This is a genomic window from Carboxylicivirga linearis (assembly GCF_018271995.1).
Classification (GTDB): Bacteria; Bacteroidota; Bacteroidia; order Bacteroidales; family Marinilabiliaceae; genus Carboxylicivirga; species Carboxylicivirga linearis.
This window is the reverse complement of the sequence record NZ_JAGUCO010000005.1, coordinates 230909-255750: the sequence shown is the minus strand read 5'-3', so window position 1 is coordinate 255750 and position 24842 is coordinate 230909. Positions and strand designations below refer to the sequence as shown.

At 35.7% G+C, this 24842-nt stretch carries 22 protein-coding genes; 7 read left to right on the top strand and 15 right to left on the bottom strand.

Annotated elements, in window-relative coordinates:
- Window positions 1-88 precede the first annotated feature (88 nt).
- Genes gldG through surE form a run of 5 tightly spaced genes read right to left on the bottom strand, consistent with a single transcriptional unit; the run spans window position 89 to window position 4766 of the window.
- On the bottom strand, window positions 89-1777 hold the full coding sequence (gene gldG, locus KEM10_RS10020; RefSeq protein WP_244825737.1) for a gliding motility-associated ABC transporter substrate-binding protein GldG: 1689 nt from the start codon (window positions 1775-1777) through the stop codon (window positions 89-91).
- 23 nt (window positions 1778-1800) lie between these two features.
- The gene (gene gldF, locus KEM10_RS24270) at window positions 1801-2532 is read right to left on the bottom strand and encodes a gliding motility-associated ABC transporter permease subunit GldF (protein ID WP_244825735.1); all 732 of its coding nucleotides are present in this window, start codon (window positions 2530-2532) and stop codon (window positions 1801-1803) included.
- 4 nt (window positions 2533-2536) lie between these two features.
- The gene (gene lpxB, locus KEM10_RS10015) at window positions 2537-3679 is read right to left on the bottom strand and encodes a lipid-A-disaccharide synthase (RefSeq protein ID WP_212215846.1); all 1143 of its coding nucleotides are present in this window, start codon (window positions 3677-3679) and stop codon (window positions 2537-2539) included.
- Between the two features lie 24 nt (window positions 3680-3703).
- On the bottom strand, window positions 3704-4000 hold the full coding sequence (locus KEM10_RS10010; protein WP_212215845.1) for a hypothetical protein: 297 nt from the start codon (window positions 3998-4000) through the stop codon (window positions 3704-3706).
- A complete protein-coding gene (gene surE, locus KEM10_RS10005) occupies window positions 3990-4766 on the bottom strand; it encodes a 5'/3'-nucleotidase SurE (protein ID WP_244825733.1) in 777 nt (258 codons plus the stop codon). The genes KEM10_RS10010 and surE overlap by 11 nt, the downstream gene beginning before the upstream one ends.
- A gap of 389 nt (window positions 4767-5155) precedes the next feature.
- Here surE and pheT point away from each other — a divergent pair, with 389 nt between their 5' ends.
- A complete protein-coding gene (gene pheT / locus KEM10_RS10000) occupies window positions 5156-7603 on the top strand; it encodes a phenylalanine--tRNA ligase subunit beta (RefSeq protein ID WP_212215844.1) in 2448 nt (815 codons plus the stop codon).
- Window positions 7604-8151: 548 nt separating this feature from the next.
- Here the strand turns inward: pheT and KEM10_RS09995 are convergent.
- Entirely contained in the window at window positions 8152-8607 is a 456-nt protein-coding gene (locus KEM10_RS09995; protein ID WP_212215843.1) for a hypothetical protein, read from the bottom strand.
- A 182-nt stretch (window positions 8608-8789) separates the two neighbouring features.
- On the bottom strand, window positions 8790-9272 hold the full coding sequence (locus tag KEM10_RS09990) for a toxin-antitoxin system YwqK family antitoxin (RefSeq protein ID WP_212215842.1): 483 nt from the start codon (window positions 9270-9272) through the stop codon (window positions 8790-8792).
- A 312-nt stretch (window positions 9273-9584) separates the two neighbouring features.
- Between KEM10_RS09990 and KEM10_RS09985 the strand changes: the two genes are divergently transcribed.
- The gene (locus tag KEM10_RS09985; RefSeq protein ID WP_212215841.1) at window positions 9585-10079 is read left to right on the top strand and encodes an O-acetyl-ADP-ribose deacetylase; all 495 of its coding nucleotides are present in this window, start codon (window positions 9585-9587) and stop codon (window positions 10077-10079) included.
- A gap of 577 nt (window positions 10080-10656) precedes the next feature.
- Here KEM10_RS09985 and KEM10_RS09980 read toward each other — a convergent pair.
- The 5 genes from KEM10_RS09980 to KEM10_RS09960 all read right to left on the bottom strand — a co-directional run bounded on the left by KEM10_RS09980 (window position 10657) and on the right by KEM10_RS09960 (window position 16852).
- The gene (locus KEM10_RS09980; RefSeq protein ID WP_212215840.1) at window positions 10657-11841 is read right to left on the bottom strand and encodes a C1 family peptidase; all 1185 of its coding nucleotides are present in this window, start codon (window positions 11839-11841) and stop codon (window positions 10657-10659) included.
- Window positions 11842-12002: 161 nt separating this feature from the next.
- Entirely contained in the window at window positions 12003-13751 is a 1749-nt protein-coding gene (locus KEM10_RS09975) for a DUF4091 domain-containing protein (RefSeq protein ID WP_212215839.1), read from the bottom strand.
- A 42-nt stretch (window positions 13752-13793) separates the two neighbouring features.
- A complete protein-coding gene (locus KEM10_RS09970; protein WP_212215838.1) occupies window positions 13794-14894 on the bottom strand; it encodes an AMP-binding protein in 1101 nt (366 codons plus the stop codon).
- A 7-nt stretch (window positions 14895-14901) separates the two neighbouring features.
- On the bottom strand, window positions 14902-15945 hold the full coding sequence (locus KEM10_RS09965) for an o-succinylbenzoate synthase (RefSeq protein ID WP_212215837.1): 1044 nt from the start codon (window positions 15943-15945) through the stop codon (window positions 14902-14904).
- A 1-nt stretch (window position 15946) separates the two neighbouring features.
- Complete coding sequence (locus tag KEM10_RS09960) at window positions 15947-16852, bottom strand: 1,4-dihydroxy-2-naphthoate polyprenyltransferase (RefSeq protein WP_212215836.1); 906 nt, start codon at window positions 16850-16852, stop codon at window positions 15947-15949.
- Window positions 16853-16975: 123 nt separating this feature from the next.
- On the opposite strand from KEM10_RS09960, the gene murB reads away from it, so the two are divergent.
- From murB to KEM10_RS09935, 5 genes are all read left to right on the top strand, one after another.
- The gene (murB, locus tag KEM10_RS09955; protein ID WP_212215835.1) at window positions 16976-17989 is read left to right on the top strand and encodes a UDP-N-acetylmuramate dehydrogenase; all 1014 of its coding nucleotides are present in this window, start codon (window positions 16976-16978) and stop codon (window positions 17987-17989) included.
- A 73-nt stretch (window positions 17990-18062) separates the two neighbouring features.
- Entirely contained in the window at window positions 18063-19130 is a 1068-nt protein-coding gene (gene mltG, locus KEM10_RS09950) for an endolytic transglycosylase MltG (RefSeq protein ID WP_212215834.1), read from the top strand.
- A gap of 115 nt (window positions 19131-19245) precedes the next feature.
- A complete protein-coding gene (locus KEM10_RS09945; protein WP_212215833.1) occupies window positions 19246-19692 on the top strand; it encodes an SPOR domain-containing protein in 447 nt (148 codons plus the stop codon).
- Window positions 19693-19817: 125 nt separating this feature from the next.
- Window positions 19818-21008, top strand: a complete 1191-nt coding sequence (locus KEM10_RS09940) for an FprA family A-type flavoprotein (RefSeq protein WP_212215832.1) — start codon at window positions 19818-19820, stop codon at window positions 21006-21008.
- Between the two features lie 115 nt (window positions 21009-21123).
- Window positions 21124-21633: a UpxY family transcription antiterminator gene (locus KEM10_RS09935; RefSeq protein WP_212215831.1), complete on the top strand. Its 510-nt coding sequence runs from the start codon at window positions 21124-21126 to the stop codon at window positions 21631-21633.
- A gap of 14 nt (window positions 21634-21647) precedes the next feature.
- Here KEM10_RS09935 and KEM10_RS09930 read toward each other — a convergent pair whose 3' ends face one another.
- Genes KEM10_RS09930 through rpsA form a run of 3 tightly spaced genes read right to left on the bottom strand, consistent with a single transcriptional unit; the run spans window position 21648 to window position 24802 of the window.
- Window positions 21648-22562 carry a ribonuclease Z gene (locus KEM10_RS09930; protein WP_212215830.1) on the bottom strand — a complete coding sequence of 305 codons (915 nt, stop codon included), beginning with the start codon at window positions 22560-22562 and terminating at the stop codon, window positions 21648-21650.
- Between the two features lie 4 nt (window positions 22563-22566).
- Window positions 22567-22923 (bottom strand): STAS domain-containing protein, encoded by a 357-nt coding sequence (locus KEM10_RS09925; protein WP_212215829.1) that lies wholly within the window; start codon window positions 22921-22923, stop codon window positions 22567-22569.
- Window positions 22924-22948: 25 nt separating this feature from the next.
- Window positions 22949-24802: a 30S ribosomal protein S1 gene (gene rpsA / locus KEM10_RS09920; protein WP_212215828.1), complete on the bottom strand. Its 1854-nt coding sequence runs from the start codon at window positions 24800-24802 to the stop codon at window positions 22949-22951.
- Between the last annotated feature and the right edge of the window lie 40 nt (window positions 24803-24842).

Here is a 24842-nt window from a genome sequence, read left to right as displayed (position 1 = left end):
AAATACGCACACCTGAAAAGATACTTCGATATTCTTTTTTCATAAGTTTTTAACAAAATCTGAGAGTTATTAAAAACTCCAGATAAAGCTATTTTCCGAACCTTTTTTTCCGAATAATAATAAACACCAAACTACCAATTACGACTAATAGAACAGGTATTGCTACATTCACCCATTTCCAACCAGTTGTTCCTTGAGATAACCTGGCCCTGTCAAGAAGTCGCAGTGTTAAATGTCGGCCACGCAATTGCATCCATCCATCATCATCGCACAAATAATTAACGGCATTAACAATAAAATCTTTGTTACCATAAATCTGTTGAGAGCCTTCATCATAACCCAATGGACTAATTCGTGGATTACTCTCTTTAAATCGCACATTATTTCGAATAATATCCCCATCGGCTATAACCATCATGCGTGTTGGTACGCTGCTATCTTTTACTTTTGAAGATGAGTAATTCAACTCCCTGGGAATTTGTCTATTTTGAAATACAGAAGGAAAAACTCCTTCCTGCATAATAGCCGCTGGCATATTTGATTGATTAAATTCCGACTGAACAGGCTTTTTATTAAAATCGGCCATACTTACCAAAACAGGCGTACCATTAACTTTAGTATAACGCGAAGTATGAAGCAATACTGTTCGTTTCAAATTCAGATCTGTACCAACCGTATCGATGGTACAGGTAAAATCACCTCGCACAAAGTTAATATTACGACTTACCGGGTGATTTGATGATGGAATAAGCAAAGGACTGTACAACCAAGGCACCGGAACCAATTTAGGTTGTCCATCAGGTTGGGCATTAATCAGAATTCTTCCCGCCTGAATATCTTCTACTAAAACAGGATTCACTCTGATGCCGTATTTGAACAATTGATCATCCAGATTAACATCGTTATACAAACCAAGGGTTTGAGGTTCTTTTCTTAAAGTATCGAGTGTTATATTAACGGCATCAATCAGATATAACAAACGACCACCGTTCATCATGTACTGATCTAATATAAACTTATCTTTTTCAGAAAATTTCTTAGACGGTTTTGCAATTATAACAGCTTTATAGTCATTCAGAATTTCAACATCCGTACCTAAACGTCCCCGATCAACCTGGTAATAATGCGAAAGCGCATCAGTAGCTTCAATTACATCCAACTCATCCAGTTCACCATGACCTTCCAGAAAAGCTACTTTTGGTTTTTCGTTTGATGTTAACCTACGCAAGGCATCTGTAAATTTGTATTCAAGGCTTTCAATAGAAATATTTAAGTTCTCAGCACCACCATAACCTGGAATATTCTCCAAAAGATTAACCCCTATAATTCGATCCTCAAAATTGACTAATGCATACGGAAAAACATATGATTGAATCTGACGTCCGTCTTCGGCATTTTCAAAAACTGGCTGAGCCTCAAAACCATATTCTCGTAATTGTTCCAGCAATGCCTTCTTTTCTTTTTCAATACCTTCATTCGGGTCAATAAAACGAAAGTCTACTTTACTATCTGCCACACTCTGAAACTCCTCCAACATTTCCCGTGACGCCTTCGACAGTTTCTGAAATCCTACATTCAGGTCTCCAGTTAAATAAACTTTCACCAAAACTTCGGAAGGAAGTTCTTCGAGAAAATTAACCGATGTTGAAGAAAGGGTATGTCGTTTCTCAGAAGTTAAATCCAAACGAAAAAACCACTTTGATGCAATAAAATTAACAATTACCAAACTGGCAATTAAAATAAGTATTTGAGAAATGGCTTTTATACTGAATTTCATTGGTTATTCAATTTCGTTAGATGTTAGTTTTTCTTGGTTGATAATTTCATTTTTGTGAAATATAAAAAGGCAAATACCACAGAGAGGAAATAAATCACATCGCGTGAATCAACCACTCCTCTGCTCAACGAACTATAATGAGCATCAATGCCCAACTGACGAATCATTTCTGAAATACCTTTCAGTCCTTGTATTGATGAGATGGAATCAAAACCAGTATAAAAAATAAAGCTCAACACAACGGCAATAACAAAAGCAACTACCTGATTATCGCTCAAGGCTGATGAAAAAGTACCAATTGCAACGTAAATGGTTGCCAAAAAGAATAATCCTATATATGATCCCCAGGTGCCTCCCATATCAATATTTCCAACAGGATTTCCTAACTGGTAAACCGAATAAAAATAGATAAAGGTTGGTAGTAAGCTAATAATTACAACCACTAACCCTGCCAAAAACTTAGCCCATACAATCTGAAAAGTAGAGATAGGTCGTGTCAATAATAAATCAAGCGTACCCGCCTTTTTTTCATCGGCAAACAATCTCATCGTCACTGCAGGTACCAGAAACAAATACACCCATGGTGCCAGATAAAACAAAGATTCCAGAGTGGCATATTCACCAAATATCAGATTTAAATCACCCGGAATTACCCAGATAAATAAACCAGTAATCAACAAAAATACAGAAACCACTAGAGCTCCGGTTATGGAACTGAAAAAGGAAGAAATCTCGCGTTTTAATATTGCCGTCATCTTTCTATTTTTCTTTATCTATTTTCAATGATTCTAACATTAAAGTAGCTGTTTTCATGCTGGAACCGGGACCACCCATAATACGGTGCAGTTCTACGTAATCTAACAACATTTGCTTTCGTTGCGGTGAATCTTCTAGCAAAGCACTTAATTCATTTTCAAGCTTCTCAAGGCTAAAAGCTTTTTGAAACAACTCTTTAACTGCCTCTTTATCGAGTATTAGATTGACTAACGAAATATAGGCAACCTTAATCAATATCTTTTTCGCAACAAAATCGGTAAATCCACCACCCCACATTTTATAACAAACTACTTGTGGACAGTTTAACAAGGCTGTTTCCAGCGTTGCAGTCCCGGAGGTAACCAATGCCGCCCTGGAATTCTGGACTAATTCGTAGGTTTGACTACTCACCACAGCCACATCCATTCCTTCAATAAAAGGTTGATAATCATCCTTTGAAAAAGAAGGAGCTCCTGCAATGACAAACTGATATTGCGGAAATTTCTCAACCATTTTTAGCATATCGGGCAGATTGTAATTAATCTCCCCCATCCTACTACCAGCCAACAAGGCTACTTTGGGTCTTTCATCCAACTGATTTCGTTCAATAAAAGTTTGGAAGGACTCCTCTTTATTAGGGCGATTATGTATGGCATCCAAAACCGGATTACCACTGTATTTTACATCCACTCCATGTTCTTCAAAAAACTTCTTTTCAAATGGAAGAATGGTAAACATACGATCTACAGATGCTTTTATTTTCTTAACGCGACTTTGATTCCAGGCCCATACCTTTGGTGAGATATAATAATAAACCAATATGTTATGCTGATGAGCGAATTTAGCCATGCGTAAGTTAAATCCAGCGTAGTCGACCAATATTAATACATCCGGATTGTATTCCATCAAATCCTTCTGGCACAAAGCAAAATTCTCTTTGATCTTGCCAAGGTTCATCAGTACATCCCAGGCCCCCATCACAGCAGTATCTTTATAATGACGCACCAGAGTACCCCCCTGCGCTTCCATTAAATCGCCACCCCAATATCTAAATTCAGCCTCTTGATCCTTTTCTTTAAAGGCTTTCATTAAGTTTGAGGCATGTAAATCGCCCGAAGCCTCACCTGCAATTAAATAATATCGCATGTATTATATCTTTGTATGATAGGTTTACAACATAAATTTAAAAATGATGACAACAACAGCGTAAACCAATGTTGCTGTTACTATTCCTCTGGCTGCCAGCAAACGCTCTTTATTAACAGCAATAAAAAAGATGATAAGATTTGGCAGAACGCTTATACTTAATAATTTTCCAATATTACCCATGCGGACCAGTTCGTGCAAAAAAGGCCAGTATGTTTTTTCGCCATGATATAGTGAATGATATAACAATACTGACATTAATACAGGCACTACAAGGCCCACAATTAGTCCAATTATCAACTTATTGCATTTACAATTCATATTCTTTCAGTTGAGGAATCAATTCATGATCAGTTGAATCAAGATGACAAGGAACAAGAGACACATATCCTTGCGACAGTGCGTATTCATCGGTATCTGTTGCATCGGGCTCCAGATTTTCGAAACGACCGGTTAACCAATAATAGGTTCTGCCACGCGGGTCAGTTCGTTCAATAAAATCTTCAACCCACTTACCATTCGCCTGACGCACCACTTTCAAACCTTTTAAAGGAGATACTTCCGGCACGTTTACGTTTAAATAAGAACCTGCAGGTAAACCGTTTTGCAGAACTTTTTCAACTACTTTTCGAGCGTAAACAACAGCTTCTGAAAAATCGGCTTCGTAACTATAATCCAACAATGATAAACCAATGGACGGAACCTGACTTAACGCTCCTTCACGAGCTGCTCCCAACGTTCCGGAATAATGTAAGCTAATACTGGAGTTAGATCCATGGTTTATACCTGAAACAACCAGATCCGGCTTTTTTTCTAGCAATTGATTGATGGCTAATTTCACACAATCAACAGGAGTGCCGTTAACCTTGTAAACTGTTAGGTGTTTCTTTTCCCTAACCTTTTTGGCATATAACGGATGATTGACCGTTATGGCATGCGACATACCTGAATACGACTGATTTGGTGCTACCACCACCACATCACCCAGCTCGGTTAACATATTTACCAATGCTACTAAACCACCTGCCTTAATACCATCGTCATTGGTAACCAATATTAAGGGCTTTCCGTCCGAAGCTTTTTGCATTATTCTATTTTCTTTAGTCTTCAAAGATATGTATTGTTAAAATAGCTACAAAAGACTACCAGAAAAACATCCTAAATAAGACGGAAGACCGAAGACAGACATTAATTTTCAATTCGTAATTTTTCAATAAACCAATGAAAGTTTTGTTTGATACTATTCAACGCGAATTCTATTATAAGAATAATAATCAATATATCTTCCGTCTCCGGTCTTCCGTCATTTATACATAAATCAGCTTCATTATTAGTAATCAGAAATCAAAATCATTACTTTTGTTGGCTGTTAAAAAAACAATCGGTTTTGTGGTAACGAGTTCAACTATCGACACACAACGATACTAACTCACAATTACCGATTTACGAAAATTAACGAGAGAAAATTATTATCATATGAACATTTCATACAACTGGCTAAAAAATTATTTAAACATTGATTTAGCGCCTGAGAAAGTTTCTGAAATATTAACCGACATAGGATTAGAAATTGGAAGCGTTGAAGAAATTCAGTCTGTCAAAGGTGGATTGGAAGGATTGGTGATTGGTGAAGTATTAACTTGCAGCAAACACCCTAATGCTGACAAACTAAGTGTTACAACGGTTAACGTTGGTGGTGAAGAACCACTTCCAATTGTTTGTGGTGCCCCTAATGTGGCAGCCGGCCAAAAAGTTGTTGTAGCTACTGTTGGAACAGTTTTGTATGATGGTGATGATAGCTTTAAGATTAAGAAAGCTAAAATGCGCGGCGAAGCATCTGAAGGTATGATTTGTGCCGAAGACGAAATAGGTTTAGGTTCAAGTCATGATGGAATAATGGTACTTCCTGCCAATGTTCAGGTAGGTACTTTGGCCAAAGATTATTTCAATATTGAAAACGACATTGTTTTTGAGGTAGACCTAACACCTAACCGTGTAGATGCTGCATCGCATTATGGTGTTGCACGTGACTTAGCTGCTTATCTTAAACAAAGTGGCGAAGCTGTTGAACTAACTCTTCCATCGGTTGACGATTTTAAGATTGATAATAATAATTTTCCGGTTGACGTAACCGTTGAAAACAATGAGGCTTGTCCTCGTTACTGCGGTGTAACCATCAGCGATGTTAAAGTTGCAGAATCGCCAGAGTGGTTACAAAAACGCTTAAAAGCAATCGGTTTAAGTCCGATTAACAATATAGTAGATGTCACCAATTTTGTATTACACGAATTAGGTCAGCCCTTACACGCATTTGACGGAGCCATTACCGGCGATAAGGTGATTGTTAAAACACTGGACGATGGTGCCGAGTTTGAAACGCTGGACGAAGTAAAACGTGAGTTATCAGACAAAGACCTGATGATTTGTAATGCTGAAGAAGGCATGTGTATTGCCGGTGTGTTTGGAGGTAGCAAAAGCGGTGTAAGCGAATCAACTACTAAAGTATTTTTAGAGAGTGCTTATTTCAATCCTGTTTGGGTTCGAAAAACAGCTAAACGTCATACTTTAAGTACTGATGCCAGCTTCCGTTTCGAACGTGGTATTGATCCAAATATTACAGTTTATGCACTTAAACGTGCTGCTTTATTGATTAAAGAAGTAGCTGGCGGAACCATCTCCAGCGAAGTAACCGACATCTACCCTTCTCCGGTTCAACCATTCGAAGTAGCCATCAGTTATAAGAATGTTGAACGCCTAATTGGTAAAGATTTAGGTGCCGACAGAATTAAAGCGATCGTTACGGCTTTGGAGATGGAGATTACAGAAGAAACTGCAGAAGGTTTAAGCCTATTGATACCTCCATACCGTGTGGATGTACAGCGCGAAGCAGATGTAATTGAAGACATCTTGCGTATTTACGGATACAACAACATTGAAATGCCAAGTACCGTGCATAGTACTATTGTGTATTCGCAAAAGCCGGATGATCATAAAGTAAAAACACGTATTGCCAACCAATTAATGTCGGTTGGATACAATGAAATAATGTGTAACTCATTAACCAAAGCTGATTATTACGAGGCATTGGAGAGCTATCCACGCAATCAGGTGGTTGAATTGGCTAACCCATTAAGTAATGACCTAAACGGTATGCGTCAGACATTGCTTTTTGGAGGTTTGGAATCCATTCAGCACAACCGCAATCGTAGAAATACCGATTTGAAATTTTTCGAGTTCGGAAATTGTTATTTCTATAAAGCCGGAACAGAAAAAACCGATGTAAACAACTATAACGAAGGTCAGCGTTTAGCTATGTTCCTTACCGGAAACAAAGCTCAAACCAACTGGAATACACCTGAACAAGCTACCAGCTTCTTCGATTTAAAAAATCAGATTGAAAACATTTTGGTTCGTTTAGGGTTAACCTTTGATGATTTTAAAGAAGAAGATTCTACTTCTGATTTATTGGGTGATGGTTTAGCATACGCTGCCGGAAAAACGGTTATTGAATTCGGTACGGTGAATGGTAAATTATTAAAAGCATTTGATATTGATGCACCGGTTTACTATGCCGAAATCGACTGGGATATGCTATTGAAGAAAAGCGCCAAGAAAGAGATTATCTATAAAGAGATTTCGAAATTCCCAGAAGTAAAACGCGACTTGGCTTTGGTATTAAACAAAGATGTAAAGTTTGCTCAGGTGAAACAAATTGCCCTTAAAACAGAGAAAAAACTATTGAAAAGCGTTTCGTTATTTGATGTGTTTGAAGGCGAAAAACTGGGTGAAGGCAAAAAATCGTATGCAGTTAGCTTTATTCTTCAGGATGAAAATGCAACGCTGAAAGATAAGCAGATTGATAAGATTATGAATAAGCTAATGTCGACCTACGAACATCAGTTAGGTGCGCAGATTAGAAAGTAGATATGAGTTTGTTAGTTTATTAGGCAGAAGGCAGTAGTTTAATTGCCACCTATAAACGATAACAAATCAAAATAAAGAAAAGCGAGGTCGAAAGGCTTCGCTTTTTATTTATGTATGATTTGGCCAGGTTTGCAACTATTATTCCTGTCAAGCTATAACTATCCTCCATTAACCACAGACGTCCCTCCGGGACTTGTGTACATATTGCCAAACACATAGCACTTACGTACTATGCTGCTACAGGCGTCCCTCCAGGACTGTTTAGCTGATAGCTTATCACTCCACAGTATCAATCAGAGTGTTATTTTACTTTTGAAATTTGACTTAATCACTTTTGACTTGGTTAATTACAAACACCTCAACTGGACACGGATGATGCAATATAAATGAAGGGCGGAGCCCTGACTTTAATAGCACAGTACGTTAGTGCTGTGAATTATGCAATGTTCATACGGAGCCCTGTAGGGGCGACTGTAGTAAACAAGAGAACCTATCCGTAATCAACCCCTATTGCTCGGCGAAGTTTTCAACTTCGTCGAAACCTCCAATCACTTACGGTATACAAACTGTACATAGCAAGTATCTGAAGGAGGTACATCACCCATATCAGTAATTTTTAAAAGTTGATCCGTTAATTCATCAATTCGAAAGTGATTATAGATATCCATCGCATCATCATCATCCACAATCATAATCTCCGTTTCATTGTTTTGCAACCGCCATTTGGCATCACCATCCGGACTACCAATAAATGTAAAATCTTCCTTAAATAAAATCTCATAATTAGTGGCCGAAGCAGCACTATCAAGAAAAGTAAACCACCAGATAATATCAGGATCATCGCACTCAATATAAACCGTATCATAAGCCCAGGAATGCGACGTAAGAGTTAGAAACACCTCTGACCTTTCCACTTCCTTACCTTCCTCTTTTTCACAAGCTAAAAAAACAAGTACAGGAATTAAAAAAGTCAATAAAAACGCATAATTCGGTAACTTTTTCATGTCTTTTAGTTGTATTATCCCCTATTATTACAAAACTGATCTTTATATTAATTTACGAAATAATAAGCCCTGTTGTCAATTAACTTTCCGGTATAAATAAGATAGTCCCGACACTTTTGCCGGGACTAAGAATTAATTCTCTCATCTCTTATAGAATGGCATTTTAATACATTTTTGAAACATTAATAAGAAACCATTCTTCTTGAACAAGAAACCGGCACGGGTACTTTATCTCCTGATACAAGCTCACCATAGCTACAAACACCTTTCAGCACAATAGTTCCTCTTTTATCATATTTATACCATTTACCATGCCGGAGTCCGTCTTTATATGTTTCTTTCTGCATTAAATTGCCATTTTCGTACCATTCATAAACAAAGCCATCGCGATACGAACACCCGTTTTTATAAATGTAATTTTCCTCTTTCTTTTTCTGTCCATTTTTCCACCACCATGTCCATAATCCATTAGGATGCCCTTTAAAATAACCTTCCTTTGATGCAACAACTCCATTCGTATGATACGACAAATAAACACCCGTACACAAACCATCATTCAGATAATACAACCCTTCTTTTTTGATTATTTTATCACCAACATTGCTCTGAGCAACCATATATAAAGGTAAAATTAACGAGAATAGAATTACAGCATTTTGTTTCATTAGGTATTAAGTACTAGTTTGGGTAAAATAGAATATCTCTTAAAAGATTTCTTCTATTACAATCATTTATGATATCTAAAATACAAAACCACTATTAATTAACAAATGCAATTCTAGGTTAAAAAGAATATTTTCTGCAATTACACCAAAACATTAAGGCTTCACATTATAATCTTGTAAAGCAACAATCTCCAAAAGAACAACATCCCAATATCTGCTATACTAAACACCCTTACCTTTGCCAACTAACAAAAAACTCTCTTTGCAATAAACTGAGGGAATAAATAATTTTACCTTACTAAAGCTACAACCATGATACAATTAATAAAGGGTGATATAACGCAATTAAAGGTAGATGCCATTGTTAATGCAGCCAACTCGTCTTTACTGGGTGGCGGTGGTGTTGATGGAGCTATTCACCGTGCAGCAGGAGCTCATTTACTGGAAGAATGCCGAACTCTTAATGGATGCCCAACCGGGAAAGCGAAAATCACTAAAGGCTATAATCTTCCGGCAAAATATGTGATACATACGGTTGGTCCTGTATGGCAAGGCGGAAATAATAACGAAGCAGAGTTACTGGCCAACTGTTACCTTAATAGCCTTAGATTAGCTCTTAAACACAATATCCGATCCATTGCATTCCCAAACATAAGCACTGGTGCTTATGGTTACCCCAAAGATCAGGCAGCTGAGATTGCCATTCGATCAGTACAGAATTTTATTTCGCAAAACAAGTTGGAGATTATTTTTGTGATATTTGATAGTGAAAACTTCCACTTATACGAACAGAAACTAAGGTTATAAACTAAAAAGAGAGGACTCTGCTATCCTCTCTTTTCATCTAACCCTAACTAAAATCCAAATCTATGAATAAATTGATTCATTAATATAACCATTAACGAGTACTTTTAGTTTAAAATCGGGCAAAAAAAAGAGGAATGCTCGACATTTCGAACATTCCTTCTTCAACCTAACCTTAACCCTAACTTATGAAGAAAGCTTCATAACTCTTTATACTTAATTGATTTAAAAAGGTTTTGAATTAATACTTTATAATTCACAATATTAACCTTTTTTAACTCAACATAGAAATCTTGTTTATTTCAAATATATAAACAAATAATTTTATCTTTTTGTTTACACATTTTAACATATGCAAATATGGAACTTTTTTTTTAAAATGGAAACTTTTTTAATAAAAGTTGAGATTTTATAATCAACAATTCCTATAAACAATATTAAAAATTCAATGCATAAATCTGAATATATGCATATTACAATACAATTACTGACTATTATTTTTTTTCATACTTATTTGGTTTGATTTCATAAAAAAAGAGCGATCAACGATCGCCCTTTAATATCATCTGTAATGCCAATATTACTTAACACCAAGTTTCTTTTTTAGGTCTTTAGTTAAAGCATCTTTATGAATCATGATAGACATTGTTTTATACTTCACAAAAGCTTCTGAAGCGTATATATATCCATCGTACTTATTTCCTGTATTCCACGAATTTTTAACCTTGTAATATACAGTACCGTTCTGATCTTTTACCATACCGGTAATTTGCATTCCATGGTCGTCTGTCGTTTCATAGTTATCGAAAGCTTCCTGACGCATTTCCTGGGTAATAACCTTTTCTGTAACTGGCTCTTCAAAACTATACAGTCTTTTATTACGCTCAGCAGGTGTCATTGCTTCCCACTTCGATTGCTCTGAATCAGCCAACTCTTCAATATTACTTTCCGGAACGATAGCTAATCCATTGCGATACGAAAATCCTTTCTCACTCACATCAGCAGCCCAACCAATGCTATATCCGTTTTCTAACGAATTATTAAAAATAGACATTAAATCATCCATTGGCACATTATATACTTCACCCCACATCCAGTTATCTGGCACTTCAATAATAAATTTTGAGTAGAATGGATGGTGTGAATAAGAACTTACCTGAATATAATCATCAGGATTAATACCAATAACATCATCTAAATATGTTTGTGGAGTGTATGTTTTACCATCTACTTCAAACGACTCAGGCATTTCTCCTAAATAAGCATCTAAAATACCCTCGTAACCATTTTTCCAGGCTGTGGTTAGTTTCTTATTCTTATTTTTAATGACTGCATCAACATAAGCTTTTAACACTTCATCCATTTCGCCATGAACGTGTTTTTCTTCACCGTAGTTTAATCCACCATAAACTTCTTCAGGAACCATACCATACTTCTTCATCACATAAACAACGTCATGAAAAGCACCACCTCCACCGAAGTTTAACGAACCATGTAAACGCACATATTTTTCTGCTTTATCGGAATAACAATGACGTACTACAAACATCTCTGAAAGGTTAGCCGGATTTTTACCTAAACGAATCATCTCTGACTCAAAAAATCCTAAACCTGAAAAACTCCAACATGTACCCGATCTATACTGATCCTTTACACAAGTAGCTTCTAAATCATAAATAGTTTCAAACTCAAATCCCTTGGCTTCGTCCTGTGCAATAATAGCTACAGAAAACAAGACCATACATAATGTCATTAATATTTTCATCTTCAATTACGGTTTATTTCCCCTATCAACATTAAAAACTGCTGACTTAATAAATATTTATAGGAATATTTAGGGGTTAAGATTATTTAGAAGACAAAATAAGCATAGAAGTGCCACAAAAATCATGACATTATTCATGATTTTGAGTATTTGAGTACGAATTACCTTTCAGATAATTTATTAATAATTTCTCGGCCTTTCTTAACAACAATCTCGGCCTCATTATCATTCATCCTATGCACTGTAAAACGGGCCTGAATCTTTGCCAATTCTTCAAGATCGTTACTGGTAAAGTCCTTTGAGAGAACATTCAGCTTCTCATAATCCTGAATTCCTTCTTTTAGCTTTTCAAATCTAATGGAGCTTCTACAATCCGGATAAACGAGTGCATTAGCACCAGCTGGTGCATATATCGATCTTCCGTCAATTAACGGGTTAGCATTCCAATCATTAAAACCTGAATAATACAAACCATCTAAACCATGAGCGGCAGCAAACCAGCCAAACCAGGTAGCTTCAGCGGGTGATGAAAATGAAAATAAATTCGGTCTTTCTAACGAACAATCAATGGTTAAACTCGTTTTGGTATCATCTACTTCTAGCAATTCCAGCATTGATTCCGCACTAATATATTGTGCCGACAACCCTAGATGCTGAACACTATCCAGCAAATCAGGACGGTAACGTTTGGTTATTAAAGTAATCTTAAAGTCCGGTTCATATTTCCTCATCCAATAAATAAAATCGGATAAATCTTCTTGATTCTTATCCTCAATAACAATACTGGTTTTCTCCATCCATCCTTTATCAGCCAGGAATTGACGTAAATTTGCAAAATAGGTTTTAAGTATTTCTCTACGTAACTCACTGTCTTCTTTCAATGAAATAAGATTACTTTGCCCATCTTTCTCATTACGATAAAACAACTGCTTATTTAGAGGTAAAATTGAGTATAAATTAATGTGTTTATCAATTCCATTTTCCTGCATAAAATTGATCCACTTCTCCAATACAGAATAATCAAACTTCCATTTACCATTGGATGTTCTCACCCATTGAATCATGGATGTTGGAAGATTAAAGGTTACATCTTCATTCACTCCTTCGTAAAGCAAGCAACTTACACTTTTCTGTCCTGCCTCAGCAAGCAATCTCATATAGGGTTTCATTACCTTAAAGTGCTCTTCGCTCCATGGCTTAACATCGTGCCACAAAGCAATTGCCAAAGGATTTTGCCTTAAGTTAAGATGAAACTTTTGCTGATCGCAAGATGGAATTTGTTTATTCTGTACATTAAGTGTTAAACGTAATTCCTGTGGGGAATTCTTTTTAGAATATATTTTGACTGAAGAAGTGTATTTTCCTGGTGATACATCTTCCGGCACATCAAAACTAACCCAAACAGGCCTAACAGTATGTGCCACCATATCCATAGCAGGCAATTGATCCAATACATCAGCAACTAAATGCGCATTTGTGGGGTCATTAGTGCGCTCTCCACAGCCATTTCCATATTTATCGGCAATAACATAACGCACAAACCGGGTATTAATTTTTGTTGTTGAAATTGTATCTCCATTCTCACTCACCAAAGGCTGCCAAACACATTCAACTTGCTTTATATCAGAAACAGTCCATAAAACTATCTGTGTATTTATTCTTTCACCTTTCCATGCAGTTAATTCAAAATCTTTGACAACAATCTCCATCGGAACCTTGTATTTCGAATATCTAACATCTGTTGAACCAAACGATGCATGCAAACCTCTTCCCGTTCTTTCCCATAAAGGATCTTCACTGGCATTACTAAGGTCTGCTTCCTGATATGTGTTAATTGCTACATCCTTGCGCTTATTATAACAAGATGTTAAAATCAATAGTGCGGTTGCGATTATATAGATACGAGTCATTTTATCTTTCCAGTCTTTTTAAACAAATATAGTATTAATGCATCAAGCATTAGTAGAATCCATTCTTTTAAGTATGATTTCTTTTATTTTTGAACGCTGTATTTTGCCACTTTCTGTACGGGGAAAACTTTCCAAAAAATAAATATTCTTAGGCTTTTCGTATTTCTTCAAAGTTAAGTAGATTGATTCATCAAATTTTAGTGAATCATTTGATTCGACAACCAACACAACTGATTCTCCCCATTTACTATCGGGAATACCACAAAATATAAAATCCTGATTTATCTTTTTGGAAAGTTTTCCTTCCAATTCTTCTGGATATAATTTTAGCCCTCCTGTAATAATTACATTATCATATCGTCCTTTTAAAATAAACTCATTCTCGCTCTTTAACTCAACAATATCGTTCGTAACTAATCGATGTTGATTTATGTCTGATGGCTCAATTACCAAGCACGATCTATCATCTTGCCTAATTTCAATTCCAGGTAAAAGACGAAAGGGAGTATTAGGCTCTAATGCTATTCTTTTTAAGGCAATGTGTGATACTGTCTCAGTCATTCCATATGTTTCCCAACACTCAGATGATACTTGATTCAATTTTTGTTCTAAATCCCAATCCACCTTAGCTCCACCCAGTATTATAGTCTTAACCAGCTTAAACTGATCACGCGAATTCACAAAACACTCCTTTGCTTGTGTTGGTACTAATGCCGCAAAATCAATTTCTTCTTTTAAATATTTTAAAGGATTGGAATCTACACCATGAGCTATAAGGTGAAGTCCTCCAACCAAGGCACGCACCACCATCATTTTTCCTGCGATATAGTCGGTTGACAAACACAACAAGGCTTTAGCTCCTTTTTTCAAATGAAAAAAATCAAGGGTACGTTCTGCTGAATAAACCATTGCTGATTTATTCATTATGATTTTTTTCGGTACTCCTGTACTTCCTGATGTAAATAGCTCAATATCTAAATCATCACTCAACCATTCTTTCAAGAAAGATCCCAAAGCTATTTCCCAATCTAAATCGCTCAAACTAAGTTCGTCGCTTAACTTCCTTAATTGATCTTCACCATCATAAAAGGTATGATTAAAATATAAGGTGTTGTAGTGTTTATGTTTGATGGTTGATATCATTTAATATTTATAGAAAAGGATTAGCCCATTGTTTTGATGGATTGTAATACAAGTTATCTCCCTTTAAATACAGAGGTGAATCAATATTATTCTTAAATACTTGGCCCGTTCCTAAGCCCTGAGACATTGAATTATTTAAAGTATATGTCCACTGGGCAATAGCATTTAAGCCAATATTCCCCTCTAAGGCCGATGTCACCCACCATCCCATATTTCTTTCTTGAGCAAGTTTTATCCATTCCAATGATGAATCGAAACCTCCAATTAAACTTGGTTTTAAAATGATGTATTGTGGATTAATTGTATCAAGTAGTTGAGTTCTTTCAGATACTTCATGAATACCTATCAACTCTTCATCTAAAGCAATGGGCAAAGGAGTTTTTTTACAAAGATCTGCCATTACATCCCACTGTCCGGCCTTAACAGGTTGTTCTATTGAGTGTAGATCAAGCATAGCTAATTGATCTAACTTTGATAAAGCTTCATTTGGACTAAATGCTCCATTGGCATCTACTCTAAGTTCCAGCACATCCTTTGAGTAGTTTTTCCTGATATTTTTTAATACCTGTATTTCATCCTCAAAGTTTAAAGCTCCTATTTTCATTTTCAAACAGGTAAATCCTTGTTCCAGCTTTAATTCAATCTGTCTATTCATATTAGGAATGTCTCCCATCCAGATTAAACCGTTTATCTTCACAGCATCATCACCTTGACAAAACCTTGAGGGATATAATTCATAAGTAGATTTTCCTCTTAAACTCAATAGAGCCGACTCAATTCCGAACCTTAAAGCAGGTAAATGCTTAAATCGTGTTTGATAATTATCCTGAATTGATTCTGCATTATTACCTAAACCGCTTAATATTTGATCCAACTCTTCTTCGGCATCCAGGCTTAATCCGGGTATAATGGAAATCTCTCCAATCCCTGTGTTTCCCTTATCATCTTGCAATCTTAAATACCAACTCGGTTTCTCGTATAAAACGCCACGCGAAGTGCCTCCTGGGAAATTAAACTTGAGTATATGCTTTGTAAAATCTGCTTTTAACATGTTAACCAATCATTATTCCTAGTCCAAACAATAAAACCAACACCAAAGTTGACAGAGCTAGCTTTTTAAGTTGTGGATCAAAATCATCAGCAACCTTTGCATTTTTTATGGCCTTCATATGCAAAAACAAGAGCGGAACTCCTGCCAAGTAAAGATAGCTTAACAAGCTAAACTTGTTGATAATACTGAATACAACTAACAAAACTACCGACAATATTATTAAGCTGTAATGATACACTTTGGCAGAATTCAAACCAATTTTGACCACAAGAGTTCTTTTTCCTGCTACCTGATCGCTTTTAATATCGCGCATATTATTTACATTAAGCACGCCAGTACTTAAAAAGCCAATACTAAAAGCAGGAAGCAACAAAGTCCAGTCCCAATTATTAGAATGTAAAAAGTAAGTACCTCCAACACCTGTTAATCCAAAAAACACCAGCACATAAAAATCACCTAAACCTTTATAACCATATGGATTGGATCCCATTGTGTATTTCAATGCTGCAGCAATGGCAGCCATACCCAACAATAGGAATAAAAGAAACCGTAACTGAATAAACCCTCCAAAAGAAATATAAATCAATCCTATCCCTGAAAGAAACGACAATACAGAAAATATAACAATTGCAATTCTCATCTGCGATAATGTTATCATTCCGCTTTGCACCATTCTTTGGGGCCCTAATCGACCTTCATGATCAGCGCCATTAACAGTGTCGCCATAATCATTTGCCAAATTAGAAAGAATCTGCAAAAACAAGGTTGTGAACAAGGCCAACAACAAAACAGGCCATTGAAAACAATTATAAAATTCAGCCACAAAACTTCCTGCTAAAATGGAAGAAAAAGCTAATGGTAAAGTTCGTAAACGAAAAGCTGTAATCCAGGCTTTAACTGATGACATAAAATCAAATTTTGAGCAAAAGTACATATTTGTCTTAATTATTAAACCTGAAAGAAGTTTATAATAGCATCACATTTCCCGGACAAGCTGAATAAATTATATTTGCATTTCAAAACAAACGATATGCTTGCGATAAAGAAAAACGCGAACTTAAAATCATATAATACATTTGGCCTTAGTGTTAATGCAACCGAATTAGCCGAATGTTCTTCTCTTGACGATTTAATTGAAGTAATTAACTTATTAAATACAGACCCTAAACCATATTTAGTTATTGGAGGAGGAAGTAACCTATTATTTTCAAAAGATTTTAAAGGATTAATTATCCATCCCACCATTAAAGGCATTGAAATTATTGAAGAAGATGATAACCATGTTTGGATTAAAGCTGGAGCAGGTGAAGAATGGGACGATTTGGTTGCTTATTGCGTTATGAATAATTACTACGGTTTAGAAAATTTATCCTACATCCCAGGAAATGTAGGTGCCTCACCGGTTCAAAACATTGGGGCTTATGGTGTAGAAGTAAAAGATTGTATTGAAATTGTAAATGGTGTGTTTATAAAAGACGGTAAGCTTTTTACCATGAATAATGTGGATTGTAAGTTTGATTACCGATATAGTGTTTTTAAAGGTGAACTTAAAAATAAAGTAATCGTTTCATCAGTCGTTTTTAAACTAAAGAAATCAGCCAAATTAAATCTTTCATATGGTCCGGTAAAAGAGGAAGTAATGAAAAAGGGTACAGCTGATTTACAAACCCTACGCGAAACAATTATTGATATACGAAAAAGTAAACTGCCCGAACCTTCAGAAATGGGAAATGCCGGTTCTTTCTTTAAAAATCCGATTATTCAACGAAGTAAGTTTGAAGAATTAATAAAGGTATTTCCTCAAATGCCTCACTACATAATTTCTGATGACTTAGTTAAAATTCCTGCTGGATGGCTGATTGATACAAGCGGATGGAAAGGTAAATCTATTGGAGGAGCAGCTGTACACGAAAAGCAAGCTTTGGTTCTGATCAATAAAAATAATGCTTTAGCACAAGACATCATCAATTTGTCAAACACCATTATCTCAGACATCAGGAATCGTTTTCAGATTTCACTAGAGCCAGAAGTTAATATCATTTAGAAAATAAACGCGCTTCTTTATCGTTGATTAAAGAGCATTGAATGATTAAATTTATCATCCAAAGGATTATTACATGTCAATAAAACAACGAAATAAAAGAAAAAAGACAAGCAGACTTTTAGTTGGCTTAACCATTATTATTGCCCTATTTGTGGCTACCGGATTAATGGGACTAAAATATTATAAGTGGATTTTTGCTGAAAATATTAACCTTACTCAAAACCAACAAGAATTCATTTACATCCCTACCCATTCATCATTTGAAGATCTTATTCAAATACTGGATGAGAATAAACTATTAAAGAACTCCATATCATTTAAATGGGTAGCCGAATTAAAAAAGTATGAGGCTGTTAAACCCGGACGATACCAAATAGAAGAAGGTATGTCTAATAACACGCTGATAAACCTGCTTCGTTCCGGCAAACAATCACCTGTTAAAGTCACCTTCAATAACATTAGAACTAAAGAAGAATTAGCTGGAGTAATCAGCCATTATATTGAAGCCGATAGTATCAGCCTTCTTGAAAGTTTAAATGACAATATACTTCAAAAGGAAATTGGAGTTAATTCAGAAACTATACTGACTTTGTTTCTACCCAATACATATGAATTTTGGTGGAACACAACTGCAGAAAAGTTTATAAAAAGAATGAATACCGAGCATCAAAAGTTTTGGAACGAAGATAGAACAGCCAAAGCAAAAGAACTAAACCTCACCCCTACTGAAGTTAGTATTTTAGCTGCTATTGTAGATGAAGAAACCATTAAAGCTGATGAAAAACCAAAAGTTGCTGGTTTATATTTAAATCGTTTAAAAAAGAATATCCGCTTACAAGCGGATCCAACCATTAAATATGCAATGGGTGACTTTAGTGTTCAACGAATTTTAAAAAAAGATCTGGAAATAAACTCTCCATATAACACTTATAAATATGCTGGTTTACCTCCTGGTCCAATAAGAATACCCTCCATTTCTGGCATTAATGCGGTATTAAACCGAACACAGCATAATTACCTATACATGTGCGCTAAAGAAGATTTTTCGGGATATCATAATTTTGCTAAAACATTAAAACAACATAATCAAAATGCCGCTAAGTTTCAGAGAGCTTTGAATAAAAGAAAGATCTATCGTTAAATATTTTCTTTCCAATGAAAAATTCCTCAAAAAAGAATTTTAGCTATTTTCGCATTTAAAATTAATCAACTGAAATATTGTATTTTAATACTGTTAACTGATAAAATTACCTTATATGAAATTTTCAACCATTTTTACCTTAATCATAGCTATTACTATTTTAACATCGTGCGCTTCGTTAAATAAAGGATCATCTAGTTTTGATGATAGCGATAGTCCTTATGTGACGGAAGAAGCAAAACCCAAGGTAAAAGAAACACCTAAGCCAAAAGATATTGTTGTTAAAGAAGAAAAGGTTAAAGCTGTTGACACAACCGAAGATGAAGTATTTAAATACTATGTAATAATTGGTTCGTTTAAAGTACTAGACAACGCAAAAAACTACAAAACACAATTAATTGAAGAAGGCTTCACTCCAGTGATTCTTGAAAATGAGAATGGTTTATATCGGGTTTCAGTTTCAGCCTATAATGATGAAGAGCCGGCCCGAAATAAAATTGGGAATATACGAGCTGGTTACGAAAAATACAGCGATGTGTGGTTACTTATAAGAAAACGATAACTATAAAAACTTTAATTCAAGCTCCTTTTCAGGGGCTTTTTTTTATTTTAAACCTTTTCTTTTTTTTATTTTTGCGCATTCAAATACCGAAATAATAACAATTAAAGATAAAAACCAGATTCAAGATGTATAAACCAGTAAATCTATCTGAGCAAATCTATTACGTTGGTGTTAACGACCGACGCACTTCACTATTTGAAAACATGTGGCCTTTGGATAGAGGAGTTTCTTATAATTCTTACCTTATTGCCGATGAAAAGGTAGCCGTTATTGACACCGTTGAAGCCGGACAATTTGAAAAGTGGATTGCCAAGGTACGAGCCGTACTAAACGATCGTCCTATTGATTATTTGGTAGTAAATCATATGGAACCAGATCACTCTGGCGCCATTCGTATCCTTACTGAACTGTATCCTAACATGGAAATTGTTGGAAACAAAAAGACGCTTCCTATGATTGAAGGATATTATGGTATCACAACTAATTGTAAAGAAGTTAAAGAAGGTGATAGTCTTGAGTTAGGAAAAAACAAACTTTCATTCTACACAGTACCAATGGTACACTGGCCAGAATCGATGGTTTGCTTTGAAGAAACTAACCAAATTCTTTTTTCTTCAGATGCATTTGGTAGCTTCGGCACATTAGATGGTGGCATTTTTGATGATGAATTAGATTTTGATTATTTCACTGACGAGATGCGTAGATACTACTCAAACATTGTTGGTAAATATGGAAATCCTGTTCAGAAAGCACTTCAAAAATTAGGAGCTTTAGACCTAAAAATGATTGCTCCGTCACATGGTCCAGTCTACCGCGAAAACATTGCACAAATGCTTAAATGGTATGATCAGTGGAGTAAATACGAAGGAGAAGAAGGGGTAGTTGTAGCATATGCCTCAATGTATGGCAATACAGAAGAAATGGCAGAAGTTACGGCACGGGCAATTGCAGAATCAGGCATCAAAAATGTTAGAGTGTATGATGTAAGTAAAACACATCCATCATATATTATATCTGATGTATTTAAGTTTAAGGGTATTATTTTAGGTAGCCCAACATACAGTAACGAGTTACATCCTAATATGGAAGCTTTAGTTTCTAAATTACAACACATGGGTGTAAGCAATCATGTCTATGGTATTTTAGGCTCATACACATGGGCCGGTGCTTCGGTTAAAAAACTAAACGAGGCTGCACAAACACTAAAATGGGAACCTGTTGCTGAGCCTGTAGAGGAAAAGCATTCTTTAAAAGAAGATAAATATGAAGCCTGCTGGCAATTAGGTGTTGCAATGGCAGAAAAATTAAAGTCATAGGAGTAAAATATTTCTCCCTTCATAAAAAGAGCACAATTATAGTGCTCTTTTTTTTATCTCTGTTTATTAAAGAATTTCAATTTTATTACCTTCGCAAAAAAATACACAATAGGGTTTGGAGGATAAAACTAAATACACTTGGTATGCACTTTATACTAAGTCTAGGGCTGAAAAAAAGGTATTGGAGCAATTAACAAGAATGGGCATTAAAGCTTATTTACCCATGAAAAAGGTTCTTCGTCAATGGAGTGATCGCAAGAAATGGGTGGAAATGCCGGTTATTAGTTCCTACATATTCATTAACATACCCAAACAAGACTACAGGCGTGTATTTGAGGCCAATGGTGTTGTTGCATATGTTTCTTATAAAGGTAAAGCTTGTACTATACCTGATTCTGACATAGAAGCTATGAGACGTACCATTGAGAATCAGTTAGATTTTGATGTTGAAACGGACAAATTAGAAAAAGGTCAAACCATAACTGTAACATCAGGTCCATTAAAAGGTATTACAGGCGAAGTACTAGAGATACAGGGAGCTAAAAAGCTATATCTACAAATAAGCAACATTGGCTATACATTAGTTGTAGACTTAGCTGACGCAACTTTCACAAAGGAAAAATAACCTTTAAACCATCATCATTCAATAAAGTACTGTTGATTATCTAAGGCAAGATCAACATTTTCAAACACCTCCATTGCTTCATTTTTTAAAGGAGTTAGATCTTTATATCGGCTGGAAAAATGACCTATTATAAGCTTGCCAACATTGGCATCTTTTGCAATAGTAGCTGCTTGTTTAGCAGTTGTATGAGTCGATGATTTGGCCAGATCTTTTAATTCATGCAAAAAGGTGGCTTCATGGTACAACAAATCAACCCCTGTAATAGCAGGTATAATCTTTCTAAAATATCGGGTATCTGAACAAAAAGCATATGAGCGAGGTTTTGGGGCTGGAATAACCAGTTTATTCATATCAACCTCTCTCCCTTTATCATCGTAAAAAGACTCGCCATTTTTAATTGAAACTATATCTGCAATTCCCAAATTATACTTATAAATTGCCTCTTTTCTGATATTAGGCTCTTTGGGCTTTTCTCTAAAAATAAAACCGCAAGTAGGTATGCGATGCGATAAAGGAAGGGATTCTACAATTACCTTCTTATCCTCGTAAATAATCTTTGGAGAATCGAAAGTGAGATCTTTATATTCGATTGCATAAGGTAAATCTTCACAGAAATAAGCTAATTGTGGTTCCAATAAATCTTTTAAGTCAGGATGCGCATGAATAGTCAGTTTTTTATTCCTCCCAAGAAGTCCGAGAGTTGAAATAAATCCCATCAAACCAAAAATATGATCTCCATGAAGATGTGAAAGAAAGACATGATGTATTTTTGAGAAATTAATCTTATTTTTTCTCATTTGCATCTGCGTGCCTTCCCCGCAATCAATCAAAAAAAAACGCTCAGATACACGTAGTATCTGAGCGGTAGGATATCTATCCGATGTTGGTAATGCTGAATTACTTCCTAAAATGGTTACAGAAAAGCTCATCGAATTAATTCGATTCTAATGCTTTACGAATCATTTCAGTACCATCATTTAATGACGGGGCTATATTTAACACTGAATCTAACTGCGAAACAGAAATTAATCTCTCCACTGCAGGTTGCAGACCAGCCAATACAAATACCCCATCGGCATTTTTACAAAGTCGATTAGCAACAAGAATGGCACTTAGACCTGACGAATCGCAATAATTACACTTACCGAGATCAAGCAAAATATTTTTTTCACCATTACCAGAAAGCAACACTAATTCTGATTTAAGCGTTGGTGCAACGTGAGTATCCAACTTTTCTTTCAAAACCTGAACCAATGTAAATCCGTCTAATTTATCAATCTTAAAGTCCATTCTTATTGTTTTAACTTAGTAATAACTATTCTTTTGATGAATTCTCATCGGCTTCCAATTGATCTTTCAAGGCAGCCAAATCAGAAATATCTCCTAAAGTAGTTTTTTCTAAGTTATCATTCAACTTCTTCACACCTTTTTTAGTGGCTTTAGTTTGAGCTTTCTTAGCTGCTACTTCTTCACCCTTCTGAACATCTTCGAAAATACGAGAGTGAGAAAGGATAATGCGTTTAGCCGCTTTATTAAACTCAATTACTTTAAAATCAAGTTTTTCGTCTACTTTAGCTTGTGCTCCGTCTTCTTTTACAAGGTGACGTGGAGTAGCAAATCCTTCAACACCATACTGAAGTGCAATTACAGCACCTTTGTCGAAAATATCAACAATAGTACCTTCATGAATTGAATCTACAGTAAAGATTGATTCGAATACATCCCATGGATTTTCTTCAAGCTGCTTGTGACCAAGGCTCAAACGACGATTTTCTTTGTCGATTTCAAGAACTACAACGTCGATTTCTTCACCAATTGCAGTAAATTCTGCCGGGTGCTTAATCTTCTTAGTCCATGATAAGTCAGAAATGTGGATTAATCCGTCAATTCCTTCTTCGATTTCAACAAATACACCGAAGTTAGTGAAGTTACGTACATACGCTTTGTGCTTAGTACCAACTGCATATTTCTCTTCGATTTTCTCCCATGGATCAGCTTTCAATTGCTTGATACCAAGAGACATTTTACGCTCGTCGCGATCTAAAGTTAATACCATAGCTTCTACATCGTCGCCAACTTTCAAGAAATCTTGAGCGCTGCGTAAGTGCTGAGACCATGACATTTCAGAAACGTGGATTAAACCTTCTACTCCTGGAGCAATCTCAACGAAAGCACCGTAGTCAGCCATAACAACCACTTTTCCTTTAACAACATCACCCACTTTAAGCTCTGAATCCAATGAATCCCATGGGTGAGAAGTTAACTGTTTTAAACCTAATGCAATTCTCTTCTTCTCATCATCGAAGTCAAGAATTACAACGTTCAATTTCTGATCTAACTGAACGATTTCTTCTGGATGAGTCACGCGACCCCAAGAAAGGTCTGTAATGTGAATCAATCCGTCTACGCCACCAAGGTCGATAAATACACCGTAAGAAGTGATGTTTTTAACGGTTCCTTCAAGAACCTGACCTTTTTCAAGCTTAGAAATAATGTCTTTCTTTTGCTGTTCAAGTTCAGCTTCAATAAGTGCTTTATGAGATACAACTACGTTTTTGAATTCCGGGTTGATTTTAACCACTTTGAATTCCATAGTTTTACCTACATACATATCGTAATCGCGAATAGGCTTAACATCAATTTGCGAACCTGGCAAGAAAGCCTCAATTCCAAATACGTCAACGATCATACCACCTTTAGTACGACATTTGATGTAACCCTTGATAACTTCATCGTTATCTAAAGCTTCGTTTACGCGATCCCAAGAACGTAATGCTCTTGCTTTCTTGTGAGAAAGAACTAATTGTCCTTTTTTATCCTCTTGACTTTCAACGTAAACTTCTACTTTATCGCCAACTTTTAATTCTGGGTTGTAACGAAATTCGTTACGGCTAACGATACCATCAGATTTAAAACCGATGTTAATAACAACTTCACGTTTAGTTAATGTAATAACCTCTCCTTCGATAACTTCTTTTTCAGAAATTGTAGAAAGAGTTTCGTCATACATTTTAGCCAATTCTTCTTTTGATGCACCAGCACCAACTACATCTCCGGCTTCATAGCTATCCCAATCAAAATCATCAGCTGGAACTGCTGCAACTGGAGTTTCTTTTACTTCAGGAGTGTTTTCAACAGGTTCCTGAACGTTTTCTTTTTCTTCTGCCATTTTTGTTAAAATGTTAAATAACTAGTAGTTAGACAATATA

What these genes read in the sequence shown, in the direction of transcription:
- gldG (WP_244825737.1), bottom strand. Translation starts at nt 1,777, where the DNA reads ATGAAATTCAGTATAAAAGCCATTTCTCAAATACTTATTTTAATTGCC.
- gldF (WP_244825735.1), bottom strand. Translation starts at nt 2,532, where the DNA reads ATGACGGCAATATTAAAACGCGAGATTTCTTCCTTTTTCAGTTCCATA.
- lpxB (WP_212215846.1), bottom strand. Translation starts at nt 3,679, where the DNA reads ATGCGATATTATTTAATTGCAGGTGAGGCTTCGGGCGATTTACATGCC.
- KEM10_RS10010 (WP_212215845.1), bottom strand. Translation starts at nt 4,000, where the DNA reads ATGAATTGTAAATGCAATAAGTTGATAATTGGACTAATTGTGGGCCTT.
- surE (WP_244825733.1), bottom strand. Translation starts at nt 4,766, where the DNA reads ATGCAAAAAGCTTCGGACGGAAAGCCCTTAATATTGGTTACCAATGAC.
- pheT (WP_212215844.1), top strand. Translation starts at nt 5,156, where the DNA reads ATGAACATTTCATACAACTGGCTAAAAAATTATTTAAACATTGATTTA.
- KEM10_RS09995 (WP_212215843.1), bottom strand. Translation starts at nt 8,607, where the DNA reads ATGAAAAAGTTACCGAATTATGCGTTTTTATTGACTTTTTTAATTCCT.
- KEM10_RS09990 (WP_212215842.1), bottom strand. Translation starts at nt 9,272, where the DNA reads ATGAAACAAAATGCTGTAATTCTATTCTCGTTAATTTTACCTTTATAT.
- KEM10_RS09985 (WP_212215841.1), top strand. Translation starts at nt 9,585, where the DNA reads ATGATACAATTAATAAAGGGTGATATAACGCAATTAAAGGTAGATGCC.
- KEM10_RS09980 (WP_212215840.1), bottom strand. Translation starts at nt 11,841, where the DNA reads ATGAAAATATTAATGACATTATGTATGGTCTTGTTTTCTGTAGCTATT.
- KEM10_RS09975 (WP_212215839.1), bottom strand. Translation starts at nt 13,751, where the DNA reads ATGACTCGTATCTATATAATCGCAACCGCACTATTGATTTTAACATCT.
- KEM10_RS09970 (WP_212215838.1), bottom strand. Translation starts at nt 14,894, where the DNA reads ATGATATCAACCATCAAACATAAACACTACAACACCTTATATTTTAAT.
- KEM10_RS09965 (WP_212215837.1), bottom strand. Translation starts at nt 15,945, where the DNA reads ATGTTAAAAGCAGATTTTACAAAGCATATACTCAAGTTTAATTTCCCA.
- KEM10_RS09960 (WP_212215836.1), bottom strand. Translation starts at nt 16,852, where the DNA reads ATGTCATCAGTTAAAGCCTGGATTACAGCTTTTCGTTTACGAACTTTA.
- murB (WP_212215835.1), top strand. Translation starts at nt 16,976, where the DNA reads ATGCTTGCGATAAAGAAAAACGCGAACTTAAAATCATATAATACATTT.
- mltG (WP_212215834.1), top strand. Translation starts at nt 18,063, where the DNA reads ATGTCAATAAAACAACGAAATAAAAGAAAAAAGACAAGCAGACTTTTA.
- KEM10_RS09945 (WP_212215833.1), top strand. Translation starts at nt 19,246, where the DNA reads ATGAAATTTTCAACCATTTTTACCTTAATCATAGCTATTACTATTTTA.
- KEM10_RS09940 (WP_212215832.1), top strand. Translation starts at nt 19,818, where the DNA reads ATGTATAAACCAGTAAATCTATCTGAGCAAATCTATTACGTTGGTGTT.
- KEM10_RS09930 (WP_212215830.1), bottom strand. Translation starts at nt 22,562, where the DNA reads ATGAGCTTTTCTGTAACCATTTTAGGAAGTAATTCAGCATTACCAACA.
- KEM10_RS09925 (WP_212215829.1), bottom strand. Translation starts at nt 22,923, where the DNA reads ATGGACTTTAAGATTGATAAATTAGACGGATTTACATTGGTTCAGGTT.
- rpsA (WP_212215828.1), bottom strand. Translation starts at nt 24,802, where the DNA reads ATGGCAGAAGAAAAAGAAAACGTTCAGGAACCTGTTGAAAACACTCCT.